Raw genomic sequence first — 24,360 nt, 5'->3', positions numbered from 1 at the left:
AGCCACCCGCCCGGGTGGCGCGGGTTTGACCACCCTGCCGCCACGGAACGACTTCCCGCCGTACCCGCAGCGGCACCAGGCAGTGCCCACGACCCGAGGGGTGGCATGGCGACCACAGGCTCCCAGGGGGCTCCCCGACAGGCGAGGGCGCTGGCGCTCGCCCGGCACCCCAAGCTGTGGCTCTTCCCGAGCGTCCTGTGCGGCCTGCTGGCCGTGGTGCTCTCACTGCTCTACATGGGCGGCATCGTCAACCCGAACGGGAACCTGCACCGGCTGCCGATCGCCCTGGTGAACGCCGATCAGGGCGCGCCGCCGCCCGGCCGCCCGGTGAACCTCGGAACCGAGCTGACCCGGGCGGTGGTGGCCGGAACCCCCGACGACACCGTCGACTGGCGGCAGACCGACGACGCCGGCGTCCGCGACCTGCTCGCCTCCGGCAAGGTCTACGGCGCGCTGCTCGTGCCGGAGGACTTCACCGCGACCGTCACCAAGCTGGCCGCCGGCGGCGCCACCGAACGGCCCACCCTGACCGTCCTCACCAACCCCGGCCTCGGCAGCCTCGGCGCCTCGATGGCCGCGCAGATCGTCCAGACCGCCGCCCACCAGGCCTCGGTCACGACCGGCAAACAGCTGCTGGCCGCCCTACCGGCCTCGACCGCCCGGGGCCCGGACACCGGCGCCACCGCCCGGCTGCTGCTCGCCGACCCGATCGCCGTCACCGCCCGGGTCGGCCACCCGATCGGCGGCCACAGCGGCCTCGGCCTGAGCGCCTTCTACTACGCCCTGCTGGCCGTGCTGACCGGCTTCATCGGCGGCAACATCATCCACAACGGCGTCGACGGCGCGCTCGGCTACAGCGACAGCGAGATCGGCCCCTGGCACACCCGCCGTCCGACCGTCCCGATCAACCGCACCCAGACCCTGCTGCTCAAGATGGTCATGACGGCCGGGATCATGCTGCCCACCGCCTCCCTGGTGCTGCTCTGCACGGTCGGCATCCTCGGCATGGACGCCCCGCACCAGGCGATGCTCTGGCTGTTCGGCTACTGCGCGAGCGTGGCCGTCGGCCTCGGGGTGCAGGCGATCAACGCCGCGTTCGGCGGGATCGGGCAGCTGGTGTCCATGTTCGTCTTCATCGCGCTGGCCCTGCCCTCCTCCGGGGCGACCGTCCCGCTCCAGGCCGTGCCCGGGTTCTACCGCTTCCTCGGCATCTTCGAGCCGATGCGCCAGCTGAGCGCGGGCATCCGGGCGATCCTCTACTTCGACGCCCGGGGAGACGCCGGGCTGGCCCGCGGCTGGATCATGATCGTCGTCGGCCTGGTGCTCGCACTGGCCTTCGGCTTCGCGATGACCCGCTACTACGACCGCAAGGGCCTGCACCGCTGGACGCCTCAGCCCTCGGACTGACTCCCGTGGGCGTGCCGGTCGACCGGGCCCCGCGCGTCGAGCCGCTACGCCCCCGGCAGGCTGCCCAGGACGGCGGCGACATCCGTCCGCCGGGCCACCTCTAGCAGCGCGCGGGCCATCACCGAACCCGGCTCCCGGGCGGCGATCACCAACCCGATCGGCGCGCTGTGCACCGGCTCCACCAGCGGAACGGCCTGCATCCCCGGCGGGACGCCGAACACGTGCAGCCAGGCGTACGGCACCACGCTGGCCCAGTGACCGGTGCGCACGTGCGCGAACAGCGAGGCCACCGAGTCGGTCTCCACCCGGGGCGTCGGCTCCAGCCCGAGGCCCGTGAACACCTCGTCCAGTACCCGGCGGCCCTGCATGCCCGGGTGCAGCAGGCACAGCGGCAGCCGGGAGGCCTCCGCCCAGGTGGCGCGCGGATGCCGGGCCGGCCCGTCCGCCAGGCTGGTCAGCAGGACGTACCGTTCCTCGTACAGCGGCAGGGCGCGCAGGTCCGCGGAGCCAGGCCCGGGCAGGTAGGTGATGCCCGCGTCGATCTCGAAGTTCCGTACCTGGCGCAGCAGTTCCTCGGAGCGCAGGTTGGTGGACAGCTCCACGGCCACCAGCGGGTGGGCGGCGCAGAGTGGCCCGGTGAGCAGCGAGACGGCGCCCGAGGCGGTCGGCACGGCGCCGATCCGCAGTCGTCCGCTCAGCCCGGTGCGCAGCGCGTCCACCTCGTCCCGCAGGGCGTTTCGGTCGGCCAGGATGCGCTGCGCCCACAGCACGATCCGTTCGCCCTCGGGGGTGAGGCCCTCGTAGGCCCGGCCGCGCCGCACCAGCAGCACCTTCAGCTCGTCCTCCAGCTTGCGGACGGCCTCGGACAGGGCCGGCTGGGAGACGTGGCATGCCTGGGCGGCGCGGGCGAAGTGGCGCTCGCGGGCGAGGGCGACCAGGTACTCGAGCTGGCGGAAGAGCATCTACTCGGCCACCGGGACGGGGTCGGTGCGGCCGGTACCGCTGTGCGCGGGGCCGAGGCGGGCAGGGTCGAGTCGAACCAGGTCGACGGGGGCAGGGTCGACGGGGGCAGGGTCGAGGCGGGCCGGGTCGGGTCGGTCGGTGTCGAGCCGGTCGGTGTCGATGCGGTCCGCGCGGGTGTAGACGTTCATCGAGTCGCCGCGCAGGAAGCCGACCAGGGTCAGCCCGCTCTCCTCGGCCAGGTCCACCGCCAGCGAGGAGGGCGCGGAGACGGCGGCGAGCATCGGGACGCCCGCCATCACGGCCTTCTGCACCAGCTCGAAGGAGGCCCGGCCGCTGACCATCAGCACCGTGCCGCGCGCCGGGAGCAGGCCCTCGCGCAGGGCGTGGCCGACCACCTTGTCCACCGCGTTGTGCCGGCCCACGTCCTCGCGCAGGCAGAGCAGCCGCCCCTCGGCGTCGAACAGGCCGGCCGCGTGCAGGCCGCCGGTGCTGTCGAAGACCTTCTGGGCGGCCCGCAGCCGCTCGGGCAGTGCCGACAGCAGCGCGGGGGTCACACGCAGCCCGTCCTCGGCGACGCTCCACGGCGCGGTGGTGCGCACCGCGTCCAGGCTGGCCTTGCCGCACAGGCCGCAGGAGGAGGTGGTGTAGAAGTTGCGCTCCAGCGAGGCGTCCGGGGCGGGCACGCCGTGGGCGAGCACGACGTCCACCACGTTGTAGGTGTTGCCGCCGTCGGCGGTGGCCCCCGCGCAGTAGCGGATCCCGGCCAGGTGGTCGGCGGCGTGCAGCACGCCCTCGCCGACCAGGAAACCGGCCGCCAGGTCGAAGTCGCTGCCCGGGGTGCGCATGGTCACCGTCAGCGGGCGCCCGCCGACCCGGATCTCCATCGGCTCCTCGGCGGCCAGGGTGTCGGGGCGGTGCGAGGGCACGCCCTGGCGCAGTCGCAGCACCCTGCGCGGTACGGTCACTCGGCCCATCGTCGTCGGCTCCTCGGTGGTGTCGGTCCGGACTGTACGGATGCATCCTCGCTCCTTCCGCGGCCCGCGGGGGCCGGGTGGAGGTGCTCCGGTCCGGGCAGGTGGCGGCGGCTGTGCGCGGCGGTCACCGCCAGGCAGAGCAGGCCCACGGCCGCCATGCCCGCCAGCAGCGCCGGATAGGAGGCGTGGCCGGCGGTCCCGGCGAGCAGCAGCGGGGTGAGGAAGCCGCTGGAGGTGGTGCTCTGGTAGAGCGAGGCGGAGGTCGGGCCGCCGGGGCGCGCGGTCCTTCCCGGGGAGAGCCGTTCCACCTCGTGCAGCCCCGCGCCGAGCGTCAGCCCGTACCCGGTGCCGAGCACCACGGCGGCGGCCACCACCAGGCCCACCGAGTCGTGGGCGGCGGCGAGCGAGCCGAGCAGCAGCCCGGCGATCACGGTGGCCATCGCGGTGAGGGTGGCCCGGGCGCTGTCCGCGTCGTCCAGTCGGGCGGCGAAGGGCTGGGCGACCACGCCTGCGGTCAGGGTCAGCGCCGCGACCAGGCCGCTGAACAGCGGCGCGTAGCCGGGCACCCGGTCGGCGACCAGCGGCGGCAGGACCACGTACGCCACGGTGGCGGCGCCGAGGACGGCGGGGCTCGCGGGGAGCACGACGTAGCGGAACCGGGGATGGCGGACGGCCGCCGTGTGGTGCCGGGGCGCGCAGCAGCCGGGGGCGGTCTCCGGGAGCCGGCGGGTGGCCCGCAGCACCAGCAGACAGCCCAGCGCGTGCGCCAGGCCCGGCAGCGCCATCGGTCCGGGCAGCCACTCGGCGATCACCCCGGAGACCAGCGCGCCCGCCGCGAAGCCCGTGCCGGTGGCGTACATCGCGCGGCGGGCCCCGTCCTCGGGCGGGACCTCGGGCCCGGAGAGCTCCCGCAGCCAGGTCGTCCCGGCCAGGAACACCAGCCCGGCCGCGAAACCGGTGCCCAGCCGGGCCGCGTACACCGACGGCTCGTCCCCCAGCGCCAGCAGGACGCTGGCGGCGGCGGACAGGCCCAGCGCGCCGCGCACCGTCCGCCGCCGGCCGTACCGGTCGGCGGCGGGGCCGCCCAGCAGCAGGCCGGGCAGCAGGCCGAGCAGGTAGACCGAGAACATCGCCGCCAACGACAGCGCCGACCAGTCGGTGCGCGCCCGGTACACGGTGGCGAGGGCGGTGAACTGGTTCGCACCCCAGGCGGCGACGGCCACGGCGGCGGCCGCCGGGAGCCAGTGGCGGGTGGGGTGTGGCGCGGGCATGTCGTTGCTGCTGACCATGCTCCGTACTGCCCCTTTTCCGACGTTCCGGTCATTCCCGGACTCCGCCGGTCCAGTGTGTGGTCCGTCGTCGAGAGGCGTCAAAGACGCAATTCCTGTGAGCCGATAAGCCACGCCTATCAGCGGCGGATCGCACCGGCACCTCGGCTCGCGGACACCTTCGGCCGCGCGACCGGCAACCCCGCCCGGGCTACGCCGCGTTGCCGACCGCCAGCACGATCGCGCTCGCCGCGCCACCCGGCGTCTCGTAGCTCACCGTCTCCCCGGCGTGGCGGCCCAGCAGCGCCTTCCCGAGCGGGCTGTCGTACGTCACCAGGGTCAACTCCCGCTCCTCGGCCAGCTCCGAGACCTCGATGGTCTCCTCCTGGCCGTCCTCGAACCGCACCTTGACGGTCGAGCCCACCCCGATCACGTCCGTGGACGGCGCCCCGGCCACCTCGGCCTCCCGCAGCCGCCCCTCCAACTCGGCGATCCGCCGGTCCAGTCGGGTCACGTCGGAGGCCCGCTGCAGTTCGTCCGCCGCATCCGCGGGATCACCCACCGGATCGTCCCCCCGCAGCGTCGCGGCCACCTCCCCCCGCTCCGCCCGCAGCTGCGCCAACTCCTCCTGCACTGCACGCAGGCCCTCGGCACTGATCGGTTCCGGCCCACCGCTCATGGCAAGCTCCCGGGTCTGTCACGGAACACTCGAACATCGGCCGCCTCCCATTACCCCACCTCACCGCACCCCCGGCAAATCCTCGGCCGGGGCGGGCCGCGCGAGCGGGAGCCGCCCGGCCAACTCCCCGGTGGCAGGGGGGAGCTGGGGGTGGCGGTGATCACCTTTGGCGGTGGGGTCGTGGGGGAAAGCGCAGGTGGGAGGGGGGTGTGAGGTGGTCGGAGGAGGGACCGGCCGTTGGGGCGGGAGCGGGCGAAGCTACCATGAAGGCAACACCCTCAGCTCGAAAGATGGACTTGTGACTGTCAACGACGACGTGTTCACGGACTGGAAGAACCGCGAGGAGATCGCGGAGTCGATGATCCCGATCATCGGGCGACTGCACCGGGAGAAGGACGTCACCGTCCTGCTCCACAGCCGGTCCCTGGTGAACAAGTCGGTGGTCAGCATCCTCAAGACGCACCGCTTCGCCCGGCAGATCGCCGGCGAGGAGCTCTCGGTCACCGAGACCATGCCGTTCCTGCAGGCGCTGACCACCCTGGACCTCGGCCCCTCGCAGATCGACCTCGGGATGCTCGCCTCGACCTACCGGGCGGACGACCGCGGCCTGTCGGTGGAGGAGTTCACCGCCCAGGCCGTCGCCGGTGCCACCGGTGAGAACAAGCTGGAGCGCCGGTCCGCGCAGGACGTCGTGCTGTACGGGTTCGGCCGCATCGGCCGCCTGGTCGCCCGCCTGCTGATCGAGAAGGCCTCCGGCAACGGCCTGCGCCTGAAGGCCATCGTCGTGCGCAACGGCGGCGGCGACGACCTGGTCAAGCGCGCCTCGCTGCTGCGCCGGGACTCGATCCACGGCCAGTTCCAGGGCACGATCACCGTCGACGAGGCGAACAACAAGATCGTCGTCAACGGCAACGAGATCACGGTGATCTACTCCAACGACCCGAGCGAGGTCGACTACACGGAGTACGGGATCAAGGACGCGATCCTGATCGACAACACCGGCAAGTGGCGTGACCGTGAGGGCCTGTCCAAGCACCTGCGCCCCGGCATCGCCAAGGTCGTGCTGACCGCCCCGGGCAAGGGCGACGTGCCGAACATCGTGCACGGCGTCAACCACGACATGATCAAGCCGGACGAGCAGATCATCTCCTGCGCCTCCTGCACCACCAACGCCATCGTCCCGCCGCTGAAGGCGATGGAGGACGAGTACGGCGTGGTCCGCGGCCATGTGGAGACCGTCCACTCGTTCACCAACGACCAGAACCTGCTGGACAACTACCACAAGGCCGACCGCCGTGGCCGCTCGGCGCCGCTGAACATGGTGATCACCGAGACCGGTGCCGCCTCGGCCGTCGCCAAGGCCCTGCCGGACCTCAAGGCGAAGATCACCGGCAGCTCGATCCGCGTGCCGGTGCCGGACGTGTCCATCGCGATCCTGAACCTGCAGCTGAAGCGTGAGACCAACCGCGAGGAGGTCCTCGACTACCTGCGGGAGATCTCGCTGACCTCGCCGCTGAAGCGCCAGATCGACTTCACCGACTCGCCCGACGCGGTCTCCAGCGACTTCATCGGCTCGCGCCACGCCTCGATCGTGGACGCCGGCGCGACCAAGGTCGAGGGCGACAACGCGATCCTGTACCTGTGGTACGACAACGAGTTCGGTTACTCGTGCCAGGTCGTGCGGGTCGTGCAGTACATCTCGGGTGTCGAGTACCCGACCTTCCCGGCTCCGGCGGTCTGATCCACCGGTTGATCGGTTTCGACGGGGCGGTGACCGGTTGGTCGCCGCCCCGTCGGCGTTCCCGGGCGGTTGCGTCATGGTGCGGGCGAAGCGGTTCGTGTGCGCGGGGCCCGGGGTGGGTGGGGTGGGGGGTGGTCGCTATCTTGAGGGGTCACGGACAGCCGTAAGGGAGCGGGCATGGGGATGGGTGGTCGGCGGGTGGCCGTCGGGGTGGCGGTCGGGGTGCTGATGGGCGTGCTGGCCGGGTGTTCGTCCGGCGGGTCGGAGGGCGTCAAGGCGGCCTCGGGAGCGGCGAGTTCGGTGGGGCCGACGGTGACGGGCGCGGTGTCGGCCTCCGCCCCGGTGCCGTCGGCGTCCGGGGTCGGGGCGGGAGCTGTAACGGGGGCCGCGACGTCGGCGGCCGGTGCTGCCACGGTCGGGGGCGCCGCCGGAGCAGAGAGTGGGGCGCCGGTGCCGCCGCCCGTCGCGGCGACGCCCGGGGCGGACCTGGAGGGGGCGCTGCTGGACGACAAGGTGGTCGGGCAGGTGCTGCCGGACGGCAAGGTGATGGCCGGGTGGGACGAGGAGAAGCGCAAGGTCGACACCGCCGACCACGCCACCACCTGCACGGCGTCCACCCCCTGTGCGGGCAAGCCGCTCAGTGGGTCGGTGCGGTTCTCCTCGGGGGATCTGGTCACCCGCTTCCTGGTGGACACCCTGCCCAGCCGGGACGCGGCCAAGGACCGGTTGAAGGAGACCTACGCCTCCTATCCCGTCGGGCCGTTCCACAAGGTCGACACCCCGGTGCTGGGCAGTGAGAGCCAGGCCTTCGTCGGGCCGCTGTCCGCAGGTGACGGCGTCAGCATCGTGGTCCGCTCGGGCACCGTGGTGGCGAGCGTGACCACGGAGGGCGGTCCGGTGGACGTGGCCGCCGCCCGGCGGTTCGCGGTGATGCTGGTCAAGCGGATCGAGCAGGCGCAGTCGGGAAAGGCAGCGGACGCCGGGCTCGGCGTGGCCTGACCTGACCTGACCGGCCGTGCGGTCCGGGCGCCCCCGCCCCCGGTGGCCCTGGGCTGGGGAAACGGGTGTCGGAGACCCGTGATATGTACTCATCTGGCTGGCCACTGTGCGGCCATGCGAAAGATGCCGATGAAGTTCGAGGGGGCCACACATGCCGCTGTTCCGACGCCGCTCGGGCGGGGAGGGCGCGCAGGACCGGGCCGGTCGGCGCGGGTTCGGGTTCGGCAGACGGGCCGCGGAGGCGCCCGCGGCCGCCCGGGCGGCCGAGCCGCGGCTCGACCCGACGTTCGGTGACGAGTCCGTCCGTCCGGTGCTCGGGCAGGCCGCCGCCGGGGACTGGGCGGCGCTGCGCCCCGCGCTGGCCGCCGCGGCCGGGGCGGAGACGGGCGCGGCCGACCTGACCTGGCTGGCCGGCGCGATCGCCGACGTGTCCGGGGTCGAGCAGTGGACGGCCCGCGCGATAGCCGACGCGCCGGACGACGCGCTGCCGCTGCTGCTGTCCGGCGCCCGGCACGTCACCTGGGCCTGGGAGGCGCGGACCGGCGCCCGGGCCAAGCACGTCACCGAGGAGCAGTGGAAGCTGTTCCACGAGCGGCTGGACCTCGCCGAGGAGCAGCTACTGGAGGCCGCCGAGCGGGAGCCGTCCTGGCTCGCCCCCTGGTACTTCCTGCAGATCAGCGCCCGTGGTGCCTCGCTCGGCCCGGAGGTCGCCACCTGCCGTTTCGAGGCCGCCGTCCGTCGCTTGCCCGGGCACCCCGGCTCGCACCGCCAGCGGCTCCAGCAGCTGAGCGCCAAGTGGGGCGGCTCGCACGACGAGATGCACGAGTTCGCCCGTTCCGCGATGCTGGGCGCCCCGGAGGGCAGCCAGCTCGGTGAGCTGGTCGCGCTCGCCCACCTGGAGCGCTGGCTGGACCTCCCGGACGGCGAGGACCACGCGTACCTGTCCAGCCCCACCGTGCTGGCCGACCTGCAGGAGGCCGCGTTCCGGTCCGTCCTGCACCCGGACTTCGTCCCGATCCGCGGCTGGCAGGCGAGCTTCAACACCTTCGCGATGGCCTTCTCGCTCGCCGACCAGCGCAAGACCGCGCGGCTGCTGTTCGACGCGCTGGACGGCTTCGTCACCGAGTCGCCCTGGCACTACCTGTCCGGCGACCCGGTCAAGGTCTACCGCGCCCACCGCGACCGCTGCGCCGCGCACTGAGGCCGAGCCGCGCGCCGCTGACGCCACGCCGCGTCCCCCGAACCCTTCACCCTCCTCGCGATCGAAAGAGCCTCCGGTGTCCCCATCCGACAACCCGACGAGTGCGCACACCTTCCAGGTGGACCTGCGCGGCCTGGTGGACCTGCTCTCCCACCACCTCTACTCCAGCCCGCGGGTCTACCTGCGCGAGCTGCTGCAGAACGCGGTGGACGCGATCTCCGCCCGCCGCGCGCTCGACCCCGAGGCGCCGGCGGCGATCACCGTCCGCGCCGACGACGAGCTGTCCGTCACCGACACCGGCATCGGCCTGACCGAGAAGGACGTCCACACCTTCCTCGCCACCATCGGCCGCAGCTCCAAGCGCGACGCCGACGGCCGCCTGGACGGCGCCGGGCTGGCCAAGGCCCGCGGCGACTTCATCGGCCAGTTCGGCATCGGCCTGCTCGCCTGCTTCGTGGTCGCCGACGAGATCACCGTGGTCACCCGCTCCGCCGCCACCCCGGACGCCCCGGTGATCGAGTGGCGCGGCAGCTCCGACGGCAGCTACACCATCCGCACCCTGCCCGTCGAGGCCAAGCCCGAACCGGGCACCACCGTCACCCTCGTGCCGCGCGCCGACGCCGCCGAGTGGACCCGCTCCGGCCGGGTGCTCTCCCTCGCCCGGGACTTCGGCAGCCTGCTGCGCCACGACGTCACCGTCATCGACGCGAACGGCACCGAGCACCGGGTCAACCGCACCCCGCCGTGGGCCGAGCGGCACGGCTCCCCGCTGGCCCGGCGCGACGCGCTCGCCGAGTATTGTCGCGCCACCTTCGACTTCACCCCGCTCGACACCATCGAGCTGGACCTCCCGCTGGTCGGCCTGCGCGGCGTCGCGTACGTGCTGCCCGACGCCGCCCCGCCCTCGCGCCGCAACGGCCACCGGGTGCACCTCAAGGGCATGCTGCTCTCCGACCAGGCCGACGAACTGCTGCCGGAATGGGCCTTCTTCGTCCGCTGCGTGGTGGACACCGACGGGCTGCGCCCCACCGCCTCGCGCGAGGGCCTGTACGCCGACGAGACGCTGGCCGCCGTCCGCGAGGCGCTCGGCGCCCGGATCCGCGACTGGCTCACCGGCCTGTCCGCCAGCGACCCGGCGCTGCTGCACCGCTTCCTCTCCGTGCACCACCTGGCAGTCAAGGAACTCGCGCGCTACGACGACGAGTTGCTGCGGATGATGTTGCCCTGGCTGCCGTTCGAGACCACCGACGGCAACGTCACCCTGGACGAGTTCGCCCGCAGCCACCCGGTGGTGTTGGTGACCCGTACGGTCGAGGAGTTCCGCCAGGTCGCCCCGATCGCCGGCGCGGCCGGCCTCGGCGTGGTCAACGGCGGCTACACCTACGACCGCGACCTGGTGCACCGGCTGCCCGAGATCCGCCCCGGCGTCTCGGTCGCCGATCTCGACCCGGGCACCGTCACCGCGCACCTGGACACCGTCGACCCGGCCGCCGAACTGGCCGCGGGCGTCTTCCTGGCGATCGCCCGCGAGGTGGTCGGCCGGTTCGACTGCGACGTCGCCCTGCGCAGCTTCCACCCGACCAACGCGCCCGCCCTGCTGCTCGACAACCGGGAGGCCCGGCACGAGCGCACCCGCGCCCAACTCGCCGACGAAGCCGACGGGTTGTGGGCGGACATCCTGGGCTCGCTGCGCGCCGAGGTGCCCCGCGCCCAGCTGGTGCTGAACCACCTCAACCCGCTGGTGCGCCGCGCCGCCACCGTCACCAACCGGGAGCTGGCTGTCACCGCCGTCGAGGCGCTGTACGGGCAGGCCGTGCTGATGACCCGCCGCCCGCTCAAGGCCAGCGAGTCCGCGCTGCTGAACCGCTCGTTCATCAGCCTGCTCGACCACGCCATGCTCGGCCACGAGGCGGCCGCCGCCGGCACCGACGAGAAGGAGGCGTGATGCTGGACACCCCCGACGCGGTGATGGCCGCGCTGCGCGAGAACGACGCCCGCCCCTACGGCCGCACCCGTACCGTCACCGCCGAGGAACTCGTCGACGCCGCCGAGCAGTTCGAGGACACCGGGGTCCGCTCGATGGCCCTGCTCGAACTCATGGAGGCCTACGAGTACGACGGCGAGCGCAGCAAGAGCCCGGTGGTCTTCGCCCGGGTGCTCAAGTTGTGGGACCAGGACCCGGACGGCTTCGGCGAGTGGGCCCGGCACCAGGTGTCCTGGCGCTTCAAGTGGGTCGCCGCCGCGCTCATGGACACCCCGGACGTCCCGCTGGCCGCGATCCGGCGCTGGCACACCGAACTGCGCGACCGCTACCGCGCGGCCGGCTACGACCTCCAGCCGTACTACGCCCAGCGCTACCACCTGGCCGCGCAGACCGGTGTCGCCGTCCAGGACGCGTACGAGCTGTGGACGGCCCGCCCGCGCACCGAGCTGAGCGACTGCCACGCCTGCGAGACCCGCGCCCGCGCCCGGCACTTCATCGAGGCCGGGGACGACGCCCGCGGGCTGGAGATCCTCGCCCCGGTGCTGGACGGCCGCAGCACCTGCGAGCAGGAGCCCTACTTCAGCCAGGCGACCGCCCTGCTGCCGCTGTTGCGCCGCGGCCGGCTGGACGAGGCGCGCTCCGCGCACCTGACCGGCTACCGCTACGCCCGCGGCAAGGCCTCGATGCTGCACGCCGTCGGCCTGCACATCGAGTTCTGCGCGCTGTCCGGCAACGAGCCGCGCGGTCTGGAGCTGCTCGCCGAGAACCGCGACCTGTTCGCGGTGGCCGGCGAGCCCGCCGCCCGGCTGGAGTTCCTCACCGGCGTCGAGGTGCTGGTCGCCGGGCTGGCCGCGGCCGGCCACGGCGAACTCGCGGTCAGCGGTCCGGCCGGCACCTCCTGGACGGTCGACACCCTGCTCGCCCACCTGCGCGGCGAGGCCGACGCGCTGGCCGCCCGCTTCGACGCCCGCAACGGCACCGACGCGGTGAGCGCCGCGCGGCGCGCCCGGCTGGCCGTCGAACCGCTGCTGGCCGAGCCGCTGGCGCTCGGGGTGCGCGCCGCGGCGGCCCCCGAGCTGTCCACGGCCCAGGCCGCCGCCCCGGCGCCGCGCCGCACCGTCGAGGCGGAGCCGGAGGACTTCACCGCCCTGGTGCTGCGGGCCCGCGAACTGGAGGTGGTCGGCCACCCCGACGCCGACCGGCTCTGGAAGCGGATCGCCGAGCGCGCCGGCGCCGACGGCTTCGTCCACCCCGGAGGTGCCGAACTCGGCGGCCCCGAGCGGCTGGCCGCCGAACTCGCCGAGCAGCACGCCCACGAGGCGCTGCAGCGCGACCAGCACGCCGAGGGCGCGGCGGGCCTGCTGGCCGCGGCCGAGCTGTACGAGCGGGCCGGGCTGCCCGGCGCGGCGCTGATGGTCCGCACCCGTACGCTGATCGTCGAACTCGGCGACGTCGAGGGCGCGGTGGCGGACTGGACGGCGCTGGACGCCGCGCTGGCCCGGGCCGAGGAGCAGCGGGCGGCGGGCACGCTGGCCGACGACGACTACCTGATCATCCTGCAGTCGCGCGCCTACGCCGCCCACCACGACCTGGTCGAGGCGCTGCCCGAGCCCTCCGCGCAGACCGCCGCGCGCTTCGAGGCCGCCGTCGGCGCCTACCGGCAGACCGCCCTCTCCCTCGGCTCCGCCCGGCGGGCGGCGACCTCGCGGCAGTACACCGCCGACGCCGCCGCCCGGCAGGGCCGCCTGGCCGAGGCGGCCGCCGAACTGCGCGAGGTGCTGGCGCAGTTGGACGCCGCCGAACTGCCCTGGCACACCCCGCGGGTGCTCGGCCTGCTCGGCCAGGTGCTGCTGCAGGACGGCGAACCCGCAAAGGCCGCCGAGGTGTTCCACCGGGCGCTGGCCGAGGCGGTGCGCTGGGGCGACGACTCCTACCCGTTCGCGCCGACGTACATGATGCTCGGCCACGCGAGCATGCAGGTGGAGGACTTCGGCGGCGCCGTCCGGGCGCTCTCGGAGGCCGCCGCGCGCTACGACCGCCAGGGCGAGACGGCCGTCGAGGAGGCCGCCCAGGTGCGGCTGCAGCTGGCCGACGTGCTGCGCGGCACCGGCCGTTCGGCCGACGCCGTGGCCGTCCTGGAGTCGGTGCTGGACGCCGCGGGCGCCGGGCTGGACGAGCGGATGCTCGCCCAGGCCCGCCTCGACCTCGCCCGGGGCCTGGCCGAGCTGGACGAGTACCGGGACGCCGCCGAGGAGTACCTGCGACTGGCCGACCTGGTCGCCGACTGGGAGGACCAGCAGACCCACACGATGGTCGCCTGCGAGGCCACCCTCGCCCTCGCCCAGGCGGACCGCTGGGACGCCGCCGAGGTGGCCCTCGGGCGCGCCCGAGAGGCACACGGCAAGGCCCCGCAGGTCGACCAACTGGCGGCGACCCTGCGGGAGTTGGCCCGGCTCACGATGCGCGACAAGGGCGCCGAGGGGCTGGACGCGGCGCTCGCCCTGCTCGCCGAGGCGGACGCGATCGGCGAGGCCGCCGAGCGCACCGGCGAGGAGTACAGCGGCTGGTACCTGCGCGGCGGTTCGCACTACGAGCGGGGGCGCTGCCTGGCCGTCGCCGACCGGCACGAGGAGGCCCTCGCCGAGGTCGAGCGGGCGATCGCGGTCTACGAGCGGGGCGGCGAACGGGCCGAGTCGCCCCGCGCGGAGTCCGTCCGGCTGGCCGCGCTGATCGAGGGCAGCGACCTCGGGCGTCCCCAGGCGGCGGTGGCCCGGCTGACCGCCGGGATCGCCCGCTGCGAGGCCGCCGGGCTGCGGGAGGCCGCGCAGATCCTGGGCGAGCTGCGGGAGCGGTTCACCGCCAACTGACGGGGGAGCGGCGGGCGTTGTGTGCGCCCGCCGCTCCTCTGCTCGGGTGTTCTCGTCAGCAGGGGCCGTCGTCGGCCCAGACGCCCCACTGACCGCTGGCGCTGGGCACCTCGTTCAGCGTCCACCACTTGGCGTGGTAGTCGTGCCCGTTGTACGAGACCTTGGCGCCCGCCGTGTAGGTGGTGCTCGCACTCCACGCCGGGGTCGTGCAGGTGCCCGGACCGGTCGGCGGGGTGGACGGGGGCGTGGACGGGGGCGTGGTCGGCGGGGTGGTGGGCGGGGTCGCCCCGGCGAACTTCGCCGTGTACTTGGTGAAGTCCCAGTCGCTCTGCGCCACGCTGGAGCAGGAGCCGGACAGCCCCGGGTCCACGGGGCCGGTGCACTGGCGGTCCCGGTTCACCGACCAGAAGGTGTACCGGGCCAGGCCGTGAGCGGTGGCGAAGTCCAGCACGGTCTGGAAGTCCGCCTGGTGGAAGTACTCGGCGGCGTCGGTGCGGCCGTTCATCATCGACACGCCCTCGTGGGCGTACGCGGTGGCCTCGTTCCAGCCGAAGGTGGTCTGCAGGATCTGGTTGAACTTCACCAGCGCGTCGGTCTGCGCGGCGGCGCCGTTGAAGCCGCCGTCGAACGGCATGATCGAGTAGTTGTTCGGCGTGAAGCCCTGGGACTTGGCCTCGCCCAGCATCTGGGTGCCGAACCAGCCGGTGCCCGCGTTGGTCCCGGCGGTGGTGATCGAGATGTACAGTCCCGGGTTGTTCTGCTGGAGGATGCGGGCCGCGCCGATCTCGTTGTGGATCGCGGCCGTGTTCTCGTACTCCGGCTCCTCCAGGTCGAAGTCGATCGCCTTGAGGTTGTACTTGGTGACCACCTGCTGGTATCCGGCGGCGGTCGCCTCGGGGGTGCCGCAGACCTGGCCCAGCTTGGTGCCGCCGTACCCGCCGACCGACACCGAGACGTCCCCGCCCTTGTCGCGGACGGTCTGGATGACCGCCGGCATGGTGGTGTCGCCGTCGATCGGGGACGTGCCGCCCCAGGCGGGCGAACAGCTGTTGCCCTGGGCGAGGATGAAGGCCAGCTGGAAGGCCTTCTGTCCGGTCGCGTCCATCACGGCGGCGGCGTCCGGCGGGCTGTTGTCCTCGGGCATCAGGTACGGCGCCGAGGCGTACCAGTTGCTGCCCAGGCCGGTGCCGCTGTCGGCGGTGGAGGCCGAGGCCGGGCCGGTGCCGGCCAGCGCGGCGACACCCCCGGCGACCAGCCCGAGCACCCCGGCCACGGCGAGCGCGGCCCGGGACCTGCGCGATGCCGGTGCGGTGTGCCGCTGCGGGGGAACGTGCGAGGGAAGTCGCGAGGGACACTGTGGGGGAAGAGCGCGTTCCATCGGAGGCCTTTCCAGTGAACGGCGGTGGGGCAGTGCGGGCCTGGTCGCGCCGGGTGTGGGGGTGGCGTGACGGCCGAACGGACCGTCGGCGGCGGGTGGTTGCCGATGGTCCCCACTGGTATAGACCTGTTGGCGAAGGGTGGTCAACCCCAAAACGGTCAAGCCGATCGCCGCGGCAGGACCTGCCTCAGGCCCTGGAGTTGACGGGCGGCCGAGGAGAACACGGACAGCGTGGACGGGTGGGTGCACGCCGGCGCCATCGTCCAGGCGCACACCATCGGGCAGCTGCACCTGACCCAGCCCGCGCCGCCAGCCGCCCCCTGCCACTTGCCGCCCGGCCTGCCGCCCTTCGCCGACCGCCGTGGTGAGCGCCAGCACGTCGTCGCCGGGCGACCCGTCAGCGGGCGGCGGTCTGCCGGGACGTCCTTCCCTCAGGCCGAGGCTGAGGCCGCCACGCCCACGCCCATGCCCACCCCCGCACCCACCCCCGCGAGCAGGCCGCTGACCGCCGGGGACCAGGGCCGGCCGCTCGGCCCGGTGAGCGTCAGCGTCCGGTGCACGGCGGGCCGGATCGGCACCAGCACGCAGTCCGGCGGCAGCATGGTCAACGCCAGCGCCGGCATCACCGAGACTCCGACGCCCGCGTGCACCATGCCGATCAGCGTATTGAGGTCGCGGATCCGGTGCCGGGGCGTGAAGCGGGTGCCGGCCCGCCGGTAGGCCTCGCGGATGTGGCGCTCGCAGCCGCCCTCGGAGAGCAGGAAGTCGTCGTCCTCCAGTTCGGCCACGTGGACGGTCTCCTGCCCGGCGAGCGGGTGGTCCCGGCGCAGCAGCGCGTGCATCGAGTCGGCGCCGAGCGCGACCGCCCCGGGCGGCAGCGGGCCGGCGTCCACCAGCACGGCGGCGTCCACCGTGCCGGCCTCCAGCCAGGTGGGCAGCTCGGCGTCCTCGCCCTCGAAGAGCCGTACGGTGACCTGCGGGTACGCCGCCTTCCAGCCCCGCAGCAGCCCGGGTAGCAGCGCCTGGCAGACGGTGGTCGGCGCGGCCAGCCGCACGGTGCCGGTCGGGCCGCCGGAGTGCCGGGTGGCGATGGTGCGGACCGCGGCGGCGGAGGCGACGGCGGTCCGGGCGTGCGGCAGGATCTGCTCGCCGAGCGGGGTGGGCAGGCACGGGCTGCCGCGCCGCAGCACGGGGGAGCCGAGCGAGCGCTCCAGTGCGGCGACGGCGTGCGAGACGGCGGACTGGCTGATGCCCAGTTCGTCGGCGGCCGCGCCGAAGCCGCCGCTGTCGGCGACCGCGACCAGTGCCCTGAGCTGGGCCAGGTTGACCTCCGAGGCCATGAGACTTCCTCATCGTTCCGGCATCGCCACTTGTTGGACTCATGGTCCGTCGTCGGGCCACCCTCTGTCCAGAACACAACGGGAGGACGGACGGGGAGGTGGTCGGGGTGCGGCGCTGGTTGCCGGGCTTCGTGGCACTGTCGGCGATCTGGGGCGCGAGCTTCGCCCTGATCAAGGTGGCGGTCGACGCGGGGGTGCCGCCGGCGTGGGTGGCGCTGTGGCGCAGCCTGCTCGGCGCCCTCACACTGTGGGCGGTCCTGCTGCTGCGCGGCGAGCGGGCCCCGCGCGACCGGGCGCTGTGGGGGCACTCGGCGGTGGTCGCGGTGCTGCTCAACACCGTGCCGTTCACCCTGTTCTCCTTCGGCGAGACCAGGGTCAGCTCGGTGCTGGCCGGGGTGATGAACGCGACCACCCCGCTGTTCACCATGCTGTTCGCGGTGCTCACCGTCCCCGAGGAGCGCCGCCCGGGCGCCCGCCGGCTCTCCGGCCTCGCGCTCGGCTTCGTCGGCGTGCTCACCGTGCTCGGGGTGTGGCGCGGCCTCGGCTCCGGCGCGACGGTCGGCGCCCTCGCCTGCCTGTCGGCCGCCTGCTGCTACGGCGCCGGCTTCGCCTACCTGCGCCGCTTCCTGTCCGGCCGCCCGGAGTCGGTGACCGCCCTGTCCGCGCTCCAGATCGGCTGCGCCGCGGTCGAGTTGGCGCTGGTCACCCCGCTCGCCGCAGGCGCCCCGCACTGGCCGGGCGGCTCGGCTGCCGCCGCCCTGCTGGTGCTCGGCGCGCTCGGTACGGGCCTGGCGTACCTGCTCAACCTGGGCCTGGTCCGCGCGGCGGGCACCACCGTCGCCTCCGCCGTCACCTACGTCATGCCGCTGTGGTCCACCGCCCTCGGCGCCGCCTTCCTGGCCGAGCCGGTCGGCTGGAACGCCCTGGCCGGCGGCGCCCTGGTGATCGCCGCGGTCGCCCTGACCCGGCCCCGCAAGGCGCCCGTCGCCGCTCCTCCGCCCCCGAAGGACCGTCAGCCGGTTGGTTAGAGTGGTCCGTTGACGTCCTCCCCCGGCTGAAGCCGGGGGCATCCTGGGGGGAATCAGGTGAACGAGGACCCGCATCCGGTGGCTGTCCGGGCCGCGCTGCTGGCCCGTCCGTTGCGCTTCCCGTTCACCCGCTGGGTGCCGCGCTGCTGGGCGCACCTGCTCTGCGGCGCGTTGCTCGGGCCGCCGCTGCTGGTCGTCCTCGCGGCGCTTCTGGTGCCGCCGGGGCCGGACTGGCGGGGCTCGCCGACCGGGCGGCCCTACTGAAGGGACGGTTGATGGTGACGAGTCCGACGGGCGGTCCGACGACGCTGCGGCTGGAGGTCCCGTGCTCCGGATCGTGATCGCCGAGGACGCGGTACTGCTGCGTGCCGGACTGGTCGAACTCCTCGGCCTCGGCGGGCACTCGGTGACCGCCGCGGTCGGCGACGCCGAGGCCCTCGTCGCGGCCGTCGACGCCGACCGTCCCGACATCGTGGTCACCGACGTCCGGATGCCCCCCGACCACACCGACGAGGGCCTGCGCGCCGCCCTCGCCCTGCGCGAGCGCCACCCCGGCCTGCCCGTCCTGGTCCTCTCCCAGTACGTGGCCACCCCGTACGCCACCCGCCTGCTCGCCGCCGCCGGCGCCCAACCAGCGGGCCTGGGCTACCTGTTGAAGGACCGGGTCGGCGAGGTCGCCGACTTCCTCGACGCGCTGCGCCGGGTCGCCGCCGGGGAGACCGTCATCGACCCGGACGTCGTCCGCGTCCTGCTGCGCGCCCAGTCCGCCGACCGCCCACTGGCCCGCCTCACCCCGCGCGAACGCGAGGTGCTCGCGCTGATGGCCGAGGGGCTCAACAACCAGGCGATCGCCGGGCGGTTGTGCATCACCGAGGCCTCGGTGGTGAAGCACTGCGGCAACATCTTCATGAAGCTCGACCTGGATCCGACGGAGGGCAACCGGCGGGTGCTGGCGGTGCTGGCACACCTGCGGGGCGACGAGTAGGACGGTGGCCGGTGGGTGCTCGCGCTGCCGGCGCACGCCTGGGCGCGATCCGGGTGGCCGTCCGGGGCGTCCGCGGGCGGACCGGCCGCGTGAATGACCACCGCGGACACGAGCCGGCTGGTCGGCCGAGCCTGGTGGCGGCCCGAGGCGGCTCACCGCGCTTCGGCCATGGGCGAGTCGGCGTCCGCGATCCGGTCCGGCAGGGGCACCTCCGGGTCCAGCAGCCGCGCCAGGTGCCGGGCCGAGGCGTCCCAGGACCAGTGCTCCGCCGCCCAGCGCCGCCCGGCCGCGCCCATCCGTTCGCGCTCGGCCCGCGAAGCTAGCAGGAGGCGGGTGAGGGCGGCGGCGACCGCTGCCGGGTTCCGGCCGTCGACGACGGTGCCGGTGACGCCGTCGAGGACGGTGTCGGGGGCGCCGCCGGAGCGGCCGGCCACCACGGGCAGGCCGGCGGCCGCCGCCTCCAGGTAGACGATCCCGAGGCCCTCGGCCTCCAGGCCCATCCGGCGGGTGCGGCACGGCATGGCGAACACGTCGGCCGCGGCGTAGTGGGCGGCGGTGGCGGCATGGTCGAGACCGCCGGTGAACTCGACGCTGCCCGGCTCGGTGAGGCGGTGGGCCATCGCCCGCAACCGGGACTCGTCCGGTCCCTGGCCGACCAGCACGAGGGTGGTGCCCGGGACGGCCCGGCGGATCGCGGGCAGCGCGCGGATCAGCACGTCCTGGCCCTTGCGCGGGACCAGTCGGGCGACGCAGAGGATCACCGGGTGCGCCGTCGGAACGAAGGTGCCCGGCCGGAACACGGCCGGGTCCACGCCCGGCACCAGTCGGCTCAGCCGGGCGCCCGGCCCGAGGGCGGGGGCGATCCGGTCACGGGTGTACTCGCCGAGGAAGGTGACCGTGTCCACGCTGCGCCCGATCCGGCGCAGCACCCGGCGGGCGCCCGGGGTGCGGGCCCACCAGATCTCGTGGCCGTGGGTGGTGGCGACGGTGCGCAGCAGGCCGGGCGCCCGGCGCAGCAGGCCGGGCGTCATGGCGGCGAGCGGGGCGGCGGCGCCGAACCAGACCCGGTCGCAGCCGTGCGCTCGGGCTGTCTCGGCGGCGCGGCGGGTCGCCCGGGGCGTGGGCAGCAGGGTGCGGGCGGGGTCGCGGACCACCGGGTAGGGGAGTGTGGCGTCGTGGCGCTCGGCGCCCGGTTCGGCGGAGGTGTAGACGACCACTCCGCCGGGGAGGCGGTCGGCCATCGCCTGGACGAAGGTCTCGATGCCGCCCTGGCGGGGCGGGAAGTCGTTGGTGACGACGAGCGTGCTGCCCATGGCAGGCCTCTCATGACGGAATCGGAACGGGAATCGGAACGGGAATCAGAAGCGGACTCAGAACGGCGATCGGCAGGAAAGTCGGCGGGGCAGGCGAAGCGGAAGCGGACGTGAGCAGGACGAGGAGGACCCCCTCCATTCCATCGGCGCAGGTCAGCTGGGTCATCAGGGTCAGGTGGAGTCCCATGGTCGGGTTTCCCCCACCACCCGGCACCGCCCCCGACGGCTCCACCCACCGCCCCGGACGGACCGGGTCCCACGGCCTGCTCGGCCCGTTGCCGAGCCCGGCAGCGCGAAAACCCCGGGACGAGGCCCGGTGACCGTGGTCTGACGGTCGGTGTTCGGCGGATTACGTTTCGTACCCGGCGGCCCGCTATCGTGGCGTGGGTGAGGTCGTGGGATGCCGCGGTGGAGCGGGCGCAGGGGCGGTTGGCGGCGGGGAAGCGGCTGCGGGCGGCGGTGGAGGGGGAGGAACGGCGGTTCGCGCTGTGGGACTTGGCTTCCCTGGTGGAGGGCGAGCTGGGCGAGGTGGTGGACCCGGACGGGCTGACGCCGCAGGCCGAGCGGGCCTGGCGGGAGCGGCTGGGGGAGAGCGGACGGGAGTGGCCCGGCGGGGAGCTGTACCGGCGGCGGTACTGGATCCGGGATGACCGGGCCGAGGTCGTCGGCACCGTCGCGGTGGACAACTGGACCAAGGGGCCGAGCCAACTCGCCGTCAGTTCCCTCTACGTCGGGCCCGGGGCCCGCGGTCGCGGGCTGGCCGCCGGCGCGCTGGACGAGGTGTACGCGGCGGCCACCGCCGAGGGGTTGCCGGGGTTCCGCCTGGAGGCGCACTGGACCTGGCAGTCGGCGGTCCGGTACTACCTGCGCCGGGGCCTGTGGGTGGTGGGCTGGAAGCGGTCGCTGTCGCTGGCCCGGATGCCCCAACTGCCCTTGCACCGGGTGCGCGAGGAGGACGGGCGGCTGCTCCTGCTGGTCGCCGACGGGCAGCGCGGCTGGGTGCCGATACTGGCGGCCGGGCGGGAGGGGCGCTGGCTGCGGCTGGACGAGACCGCCGACTACCGGGGCTGCGACGGCTGGGTGCACGAGTACGCGCGGTCGACGCTGGCGCTGTACCTGGCGCTCGCCGGGTGGCCGATGGTGCGCGGGCCGCAGTGGTGGGCGGAGGCGTGGCGCTGGTCGGACGCGGGGGAGCCGGAGGGGCTCGCCTTCAAGATCGAGCAGTTCGAGCAGGCCGCCCGGGGGACGGGCCGCCGGGCGGTGAGCCCGTACCGTCCGGCGCCGGAGGCGACCGCACAGCTGGCAGACTCGGGGGATGGCTGACATCGAGATCGACGGCGCCCCCGCGGACCCGGCACGGCTCGCCGCCCTGGGGCTGCTCAACTACGGGCACTTCACCACCATGCGCGCCGAGGCGGGCCGGGTCCGCGGTCTGACGCTGCACCTGGACCGGCTGGTCCGGGACTGCCGGACGCTGTTCGGCACCGAGCTGGACCGGGCGGCGGTCCGGGAGCGGATCCGCGCGGTGCTGCCCGCCGACGGCGGACCGGTGATCGTCCGGGCCACCGGGTACGACCCCGCTCTCGGCCTGGAACGCCCCGCCGCGCCCGCCGCGCCCGCCCTGCTGGTGACCACCCGCCCGGCCGCGACGGCCGAGCCCGGCCCGCTGCGGGTGCGGACGACGGTGTACCGGCGGGAGCTGCCCGAGGTGAAGCACGTCGGCCTGTTCGGTCTGGTCCACCACCGCCGACTGGCCCAACTCGCCGGACACGACGACGCGTTGCTCACCGATGAGGACGGCCGGGTGACCGAGGGAACCACCTGGAACGTCGGCTTCCTGGCCGGGGACCGCCTGGTCTGGCCCGAGGGCCCCAGCCTGCCCGGCGTCACCGAGGCGCTGCTGGCCGGTGCGTACGGCGGCCCGCAGTCCCGCGAGCCCGTCCACGCCACCCGGCTGGACGAGTTCGACGCGGCCTTCGCCGCCAACGCGGGCGTGGGCGTGCGCCCGCTCGCCGCCGTGGACGGCACCGCCTTCGACCCCGCCCACCCCGTGCTCGCCGAACTGCGCGCCGCCTACCGGGGGATCGCCGCCGAGGCAGTGTAGGGATAACCCCACCCCCGGTCCGCCAGCGGACTCCATGGCCCGGGTGGACCTGGCTTCCTAGCGTGGAACCCGTCGACGTCCAGCGACGATTCCCGAAGGAAGGCCCCGCCATGGCACGCCGCCACGACCGCCCGACCGCCGAGCCGTACGCCGCCGCGCACGCCGGCCCCGCGATCGAACTGCGCGGGGTGCGCCGCAGCTACGGCCGCGGTGACGGGGCCGTGCACGCCCTGCGCGGGATCGACCTGGTGCTCGACCGCGGCAGCTTCACCGCCGTGATGGGGCCCTCTGGATCCGGCAAGTCCACCTTCCTGCAGTGCGCGGCGGGCCTGGACCGCCCGGACGCGGGGCAGGTCCGGCTCGGCGGCGAGGAGCTCACCGGGCTGAGCGAGAATCGGCTGACCAAGCTGCGCCGCCGCCGGATCGGCTTCGTCTTCCAGTCCTTCGACCTGCTGCCCTCACTGACCGTCGAACAGAATGTGCTGCTCCCGCAGCGCCTCGCCGGAGAACGCCAGGACCGCGCCAACGCCCGCCGACTGGCTTCCGCGATGACCCCGATCGTGCTGGTCACCGCCTTTTGCGGGACCGTGCTGGTGATCCAGAGCACCCTGATCCACGCCACCGGCGAGAACGTCCGCGCCGGCATCACCGCTGACCACGTGCTCTCCGCAGCCGGCCCCGGCCTGCCCGCCGGCACCGCCGAGCGGGCCGCCGGGGCGCCCGGGGTGGACGCCGCGGTCGGCGTGCTGCGCACCGCTGTCGTCCACCGGCAGAACGGCCGGCTCGGCTCCGCCCCCGCGCTCGGCGTGGACGGCGACCCGACCCGGCTGCTTAGGGTGCTCGACCTGGGCGTGCGCAGCGGCTCGCTCGCCGACCTCGGCCGATCCGGCGACACCGTCGCCCTGGACGCCACCCTGGCCGCCAAGGTGGGCGAGCGCGTCCCGCTCTGGCTCGGCGACGGCACCGCCGTCCACCCCGTGCTGGTCGCCGTGTACGACCGCGGGCTCGGCTTCGGCCGGGCGCTGCTGCCCCTGGCGGCGGTCGGCGCTCACGTCACCGCCGGGTACGACAGCCAGGTGCTGGTCGCCGACGCCCCGGGCGCGGACCGTACGGCGGTGGCGAGCGCGCTCGACGGATTCGGCGGGCTGACGGTGAGTGACCGGTCCGGGTTCGTCGCCAAGGCCGACAAGGACATGGAGCTCAACGGCTGGGCCAACACCGTGATGGCCGCCGTGCTCGGCGGGTTCGCCGCCGTCACCGCCGCCAACACCCTGGTGATGATGGTCCTGGACCGGCGCCGCGAGGTCGCCCTGCTGCGGCTGGCCGGCACCACCCGGCGCCAGGTGCGCGGCATGCTGCGCTGGGAGGCGCTACTGGTCGCCGCCGCCGGGCTGACGCTCGGCGGGGTGATCGCCTGGATCACGCTGGTCCCGGTCGCCCGCGGGGTCGCGGGCACCGCTCCGTACGTCCCGGCGACCCTCGTGGTGCCGCTGGCCGCCGGAGCCGTGCTGCTCTGCCTCGGCGCGGCCGGGCTGCCCGCCTGGGCGTTGCTGCGGACCAGGCCGACGACAGCGGGCGCGGCGCGGCAGTAGCCAAAACCGTCGGGGGAGGAGGGGGAGGGGGAGGGGGAGGGGAGGCCTTGAGTGCCCTGAGGGCTGTCACCAACGCTTCGGCCTCGTCCACGTCGACTGTGAAACGCAGAAGCGCACCCCGACAGCCTCCTGAATTGTCTTGGGCCCTCGGTAAGGGGTAGTGTCTCCCAGTCGCTCGGCAGGGAGCACCGGACACGCATCGGCGCGGACGGTCCCGGGGCGGCCACTCCTTTGAAACACCACTTCCGGTTCGTACCGGTCGTCTACGCGTTCTCGCGGTGCGACCCGGTGCTTATTCGGTGTGTGCGTTTTATCGGGTTGCGGCCGGATTCGCTTTTCGGAGCGAGGGTCGGCTAGAGTTTGAAACGTCGGACGGGGCGTCAAGCCCCAGAGGACATCGGCGAGTTGGATGAACGAAGCCCCGGAAGCGGAGCGGAAAACGTCTGATAAGCTGGAAACACGAAAGAATGAAGCGCCCGGAGGGCCCGCTGGAAGGCGGTCCGAAGGAAGCGTCCGTTCCTTGAGAACTCAACAGCG

At 74.2% G+C, this 24,360-nt stretch carries 18 protein-coding genes and 2 pseudogenes; 13 read left to right on the top strand and 7 right to left on the bottom strand.

Annotation, left to right across the window (positions count from 1 at the left end):
* The first annotated feature begins 105 nt into the window (after positions 1-105).
* Positions 106-1,407 carry a YhgE/Pip domain-containing protein gene (locus ACIRYZ_RS31965; protein WP_402951015.1) on the top strand — a complete coding sequence of 434 codons (1,302 nt, stop codon included), beginning with the start codon at positions 106-108 and terminating at the stop codon, positions 1,405-1,407.
* Between the two features lie 44 nt (positions 1,408-1,451).
* Here ACIRYZ_RS31965 and ACIRYZ_RS31960 read toward each other — a convergent pair whose 3' ends face one another.
* From ACIRYZ_RS31960 to ACIRYZ_RS31945, 4 genes and pseudogenes are all read right to left on the bottom strand, one after another.
* Positions 1,452-2,369 carry a LysR family transcriptional regulator gene (locus tag ACIRYZ_RS31960; protein ID WP_402951012.1) on the bottom strand — a complete coding sequence of 306 codons (918 nt, stop codon included), beginning with the start codon at positions 2,367-2,369 and terminating at the stop codon, positions 1,452-1,454.
* Positions 2,370-2,528: 159 nt separating this feature from the next.
* A pseudogene (fdhD, locus tag ACIRYZ_RS31955) lies at positions 2,529-3,344 on the bottom strand (formate dehydrogenase accessory sulfurtransferase FdhD); the annotation flags it as partial.
* The gene (locus tag ACIRYZ_RS31950; protein ID WP_402951010.1) at positions 3,332-4,633 is read right to left on the bottom strand and encodes an MFS transporter; all 1,302 of its coding nucleotides are present in this window, start codon (positions 4,631-4,633) and stop codon (positions 3,332-3,334) included. The pseudogene fdhD and the gene ACIRYZ_RS31950, both read right to left, overlap by 13 nt.
* Positions 4,634-4,823: 190 nt before the next feature.
* The gene (locus ACIRYZ_RS31945) at positions 4,824-5,291 is read right to left on the bottom strand and encodes a GreA/GreB family elongation factor (RefSeq protein WP_402951008.1); all 468 of its coding nucleotides are present in this window, start codon (positions 5,289-5,291) and stop codon (positions 4,824-4,826) included.
* A gap of 298 nt (positions 5,292-5,589) precedes the next feature.
* Here ACIRYZ_RS31945 and ACIRYZ_RS31940 point away from each other — a divergent pair, with 298 nt between their 5' ends.
* The 5 genes from ACIRYZ_RS31940 to ACIRYZ_RS31920 all read left to right on the top strand — a co-directional run bounded on the left by ACIRYZ_RS31940 (position 5,590) and on the right by ACIRYZ_RS31920 (position 14,083).
* A complete protein-coding gene (locus ACIRYZ_RS31940; RefSeq protein WP_387631437.1) occupies positions 5,590-7,032 on the top strand; it encodes a glyceraldehyde-3-phosphate dehydrogenase in 1,443 nt (480 codons plus the stop codon).
* A gap of 177 nt (positions 7,033-7,209) precedes the next feature.
* Positions 7,210-8,031 carry a hypothetical protein gene (locus ACIRYZ_RS31935; protein ID WP_402951005.1) on the top strand — a complete coding sequence of 274 codons (822 nt, stop codon included), beginning with the start codon at positions 7,210-7,212 and terminating at the stop codon, positions 8,029-8,031.
* Positions 8,032-8,182: 151 nt separating this feature from the next.
* Positions 8,183-9,232, top strand: coding sequence for a hypothetical protein (locus ACIRYZ_RS31930; protein ID WP_402951002.1), 1,050 nt, complete (start codon positions 8,183-8,185; stop codon positions 9,230-9,232).
* Between the two features lie 76 nt (positions 9,233-9,308).
* A complete protein-coding gene (locus ACIRYZ_RS31925; protein WP_402950999.1) occupies positions 9,309-11,177 on the top strand; it encodes an HSP90 family protein in 1,869 nt (622 codons plus the stop codon).
* The gene (locus tag ACIRYZ_RS31920; RefSeq protein WP_402950997.1) at positions 11,177-14,083 is read left to right on the top strand and encodes a hypothetical protein; all 2,907 of its coding nucleotides are present in this window, start codon (positions 11,177-11,179) and stop codon (positions 14,081-14,083) included. Before ACIRYZ_RS31925 ends, ACIRYZ_RS31920 begins: the two co-directional genes overlap by 1 nt.
* Before the next feature lie 55 nt (positions 14,084-14,138).
* Here ACIRYZ_RS31920 and ACIRYZ_RS31915 read toward each other — a convergent pair whose 3' ends face one another.
* Both ACIRYZ_RS31915 and ACIRYZ_RS31910 read right to left on the bottom strand, forming a co-directional pair.
* Positions 14,139-15,356, bottom strand: a complete 1,218-nt coding sequence (locus ACIRYZ_RS31915) for a carbohydrate-binding protein (protein WP_402950995.1) — start codon at positions 15,354-15,356, stop codon at positions 14,139-14,141.
* Between the two features lie 536 nt (positions 15,357-15,892).
* Positions 15,893-16,801, bottom strand: coding sequence for a LysR family transcriptional regulator (locus tag ACIRYZ_RS31910; protein WP_402950992.1), 909 nt, complete (start codon positions 16,799-16,801; stop codon positions 15,893-15,895).
* A gap of 107 nt (positions 16,802-16,908) precedes the next feature.
* Between ACIRYZ_RS31910 and ACIRYZ_RS31905 the strand changes: the two genes are divergently transcribed.
* From ACIRYZ_RS31905 to ACIRYZ_RS31895, 3 genes are all read left to right on the top strand, one after another.
* Positions 16,909-17,829: a DMT family transporter gene (locus tag ACIRYZ_RS31905; protein ID WP_402950989.1), complete on the top strand. Its 921-nt coding sequence runs from the start codon at positions 16,909-16,911 to the stop codon at positions 17,827-17,829.
* Between the two features lie 57 nt (positions 17,830-17,886).
* The gene (locus tag ACIRYZ_RS31900; RefSeq protein ID WP_402950987.1) at positions 17,887-18,093 is read left to right on the top strand and encodes a hypothetical protein; all 207 of its coding nucleotides are present in this window, start codon (positions 17,887-17,889) and stop codon (positions 18,091-18,093) included.
* Positions 18,094-18,154: 61 nt separating this feature from the next.
* Positions 18,155-18,814: a response regulator gene (locus ACIRYZ_RS31895; protein WP_402950984.1), complete on the top strand. Its 660-nt coding sequence runs from the start codon at positions 18,155-18,157 to the stop codon at positions 18,812-18,814.
* Between the two features lie 152 nt (positions 18,815-18,966).
* On the opposite strand, the gene ACIRYZ_RS31890 is transcribed toward ACIRYZ_RS31895, so the two are convergent.
* The gene (locus tag ACIRYZ_RS31890; RefSeq protein WP_402950981.1) at positions 18,967-20,127 is read right to left on the bottom strand and encodes a glycosyltransferase family 4 protein; all 1,161 of its coding nucleotides are present in this window, start codon (positions 20,125-20,127) and stop codon (positions 18,967-18,969) included.
* Between the two features lie 387 nt (positions 20,128-20,514).
* Here ACIRYZ_RS31890 and ACIRYZ_RS31885 point away from each other — a divergent pair, with 387 nt between their 5' ends.
* From ACIRYZ_RS31885 to ACIRYZ_RS31870, 4 genes and pseudogenes are all read left to right on the top strand, one after another.
* Positions 20,515-21,450, top strand: coding sequence for a GNAT family N-acetyltransferase (locus ACIRYZ_RS31885; RefSeq protein WP_402950978.1), 936 nt, complete (start codon positions 20,515-20,517; stop codon positions 21,448-21,450).
* Positions 21,443-22,231 (top strand): aminotransferase class IV, encoded by a 789-nt coding sequence (locus ACIRYZ_RS31880; protein WP_402950975.1) that lies wholly within the window; start codon positions 21,443-21,445, stop codon positions 22,229-22,231. Before ACIRYZ_RS31885 ends, ACIRYZ_RS31880 begins: the two co-directional genes overlap by 8 nt.
* Before the next feature lie 110 nt (positions 22,232-22,341).
* A pseudogene (locus ACIRYZ_RS31875) lies at positions 22,342-22,764 on the top strand (ABC transporter ATP-binding protein); the annotation flags it as partial.
* Positions 22,765-22,779: 15 nt separating this feature from the next.
* Positions 22,780-23,823, top strand: a complete 1,044-nt coding sequence (locus tag ACIRYZ_RS31870) for an ABC transporter permease (RefSeq protein ID WP_402951194.1) — start codon at positions 22,780-22,782, stop codon at positions 23,821-23,823.
* Positions 23,824-24,360: the final 537 nt, after the last annotated feature.

Origin of the sequence: Kitasatospora sp. NPDC101155 (genome assembly GCF_044768305.1) — a bacterium.
Taxonomy (GTDB): Bacteria; Actinomycetota; Actinomycetes; order Streptomycetales; family Streptomycetaceae; genus Kitasatospora.
The sequence above is the reverse complement of the archived record's forward strand: the minus strand, read 5'-3'. Positions and strand labels throughout refer to the sequence as shown.

What these genes read in the sequence shown, in the direction of transcription:
- ACIRYZ_RS31965 (WP_402951015.1), top strand. Translation starts at nt 106, where the DNA reads ATGGCGACCACAGGCTCCCAGGGGGCTCCCCGACAGGCGAGGGCGCTG.
- ACIRYZ_RS31960 (WP_402951012.1), bottom strand. Translation starts at nt 2,369, where the DNA reads ATGCTCTTCCGCCAGCTCGAGTACCTGGTCGCCCTCGCCCGCGAGCGC.
- ACIRYZ_RS31950 (WP_402951010.1), bottom strand. Translation starts at nt 4,633, where the DNA reads ATGGTCAGCAGCAACGACATGCCCGCGCCACACCCCACCCGCCACTGG.
- ACIRYZ_RS31945 (WP_402951008.1), bottom strand. Translation starts at nt 5,291, where the DNA reads ATGAGCGGTGGGCCGGAACCGATCAGTGCCGAGGGCCTGCGTGCAGTG.
- ACIRYZ_RS31935 (WP_402951005.1), top strand. Translation starts at nt 7,210, where the DNA reads ATGGGGATGGGTGGTCGGCGGGTGGCCGTCGGGGTGGCGGTCGGGGTG.
- ACIRYZ_RS31930 (WP_402951002.1), top strand. Translation starts at nt 8,183, where the DNA reads ATGCCGCTGTTCCGACGCCGCTCGGGCGGGGAGGGCGCGCAGGACCGG.
- ACIRYZ_RS31920 (WP_402950997.1), top strand. Translation starts at nt 11,177, where the DNA reads ATGCTGGACACCCCCGACGCGGTGATGGCCGCGCTGCGCGAGAACGAC.
- ACIRYZ_RS31910 (WP_402950992.1), bottom strand. Translation starts at nt 16,801, where the DNA reads ATGGCCTCGGAGGTCAACCTGGCCCAGCTCAGGGCACTGGTCGCGGTC.
- ACIRYZ_RS31890 (WP_402950981.1), bottom strand. Translation starts at nt 20,127, where the DNA reads ATGGGCAGCACGCTCGTCGTCACCAACGACTTCCCGCCCCGCCAGGGC.
- ACIRYZ_RS31880 (WP_402950975.1), top strand. Translation starts at nt 21,443, where the DNA reads ATGGCTGACATCGAGATCGACGGCGCCCCCGCGGACCCGGCACGGCTC.
- ACIRYZ_RS31870 (WP_402951194.1), top strand. Translation starts at nt 22,780, where the DNA reads ATGACCCCGATCGTGCTGGTCACCGCCTTTTGCGGGACCGTGCTGGTG.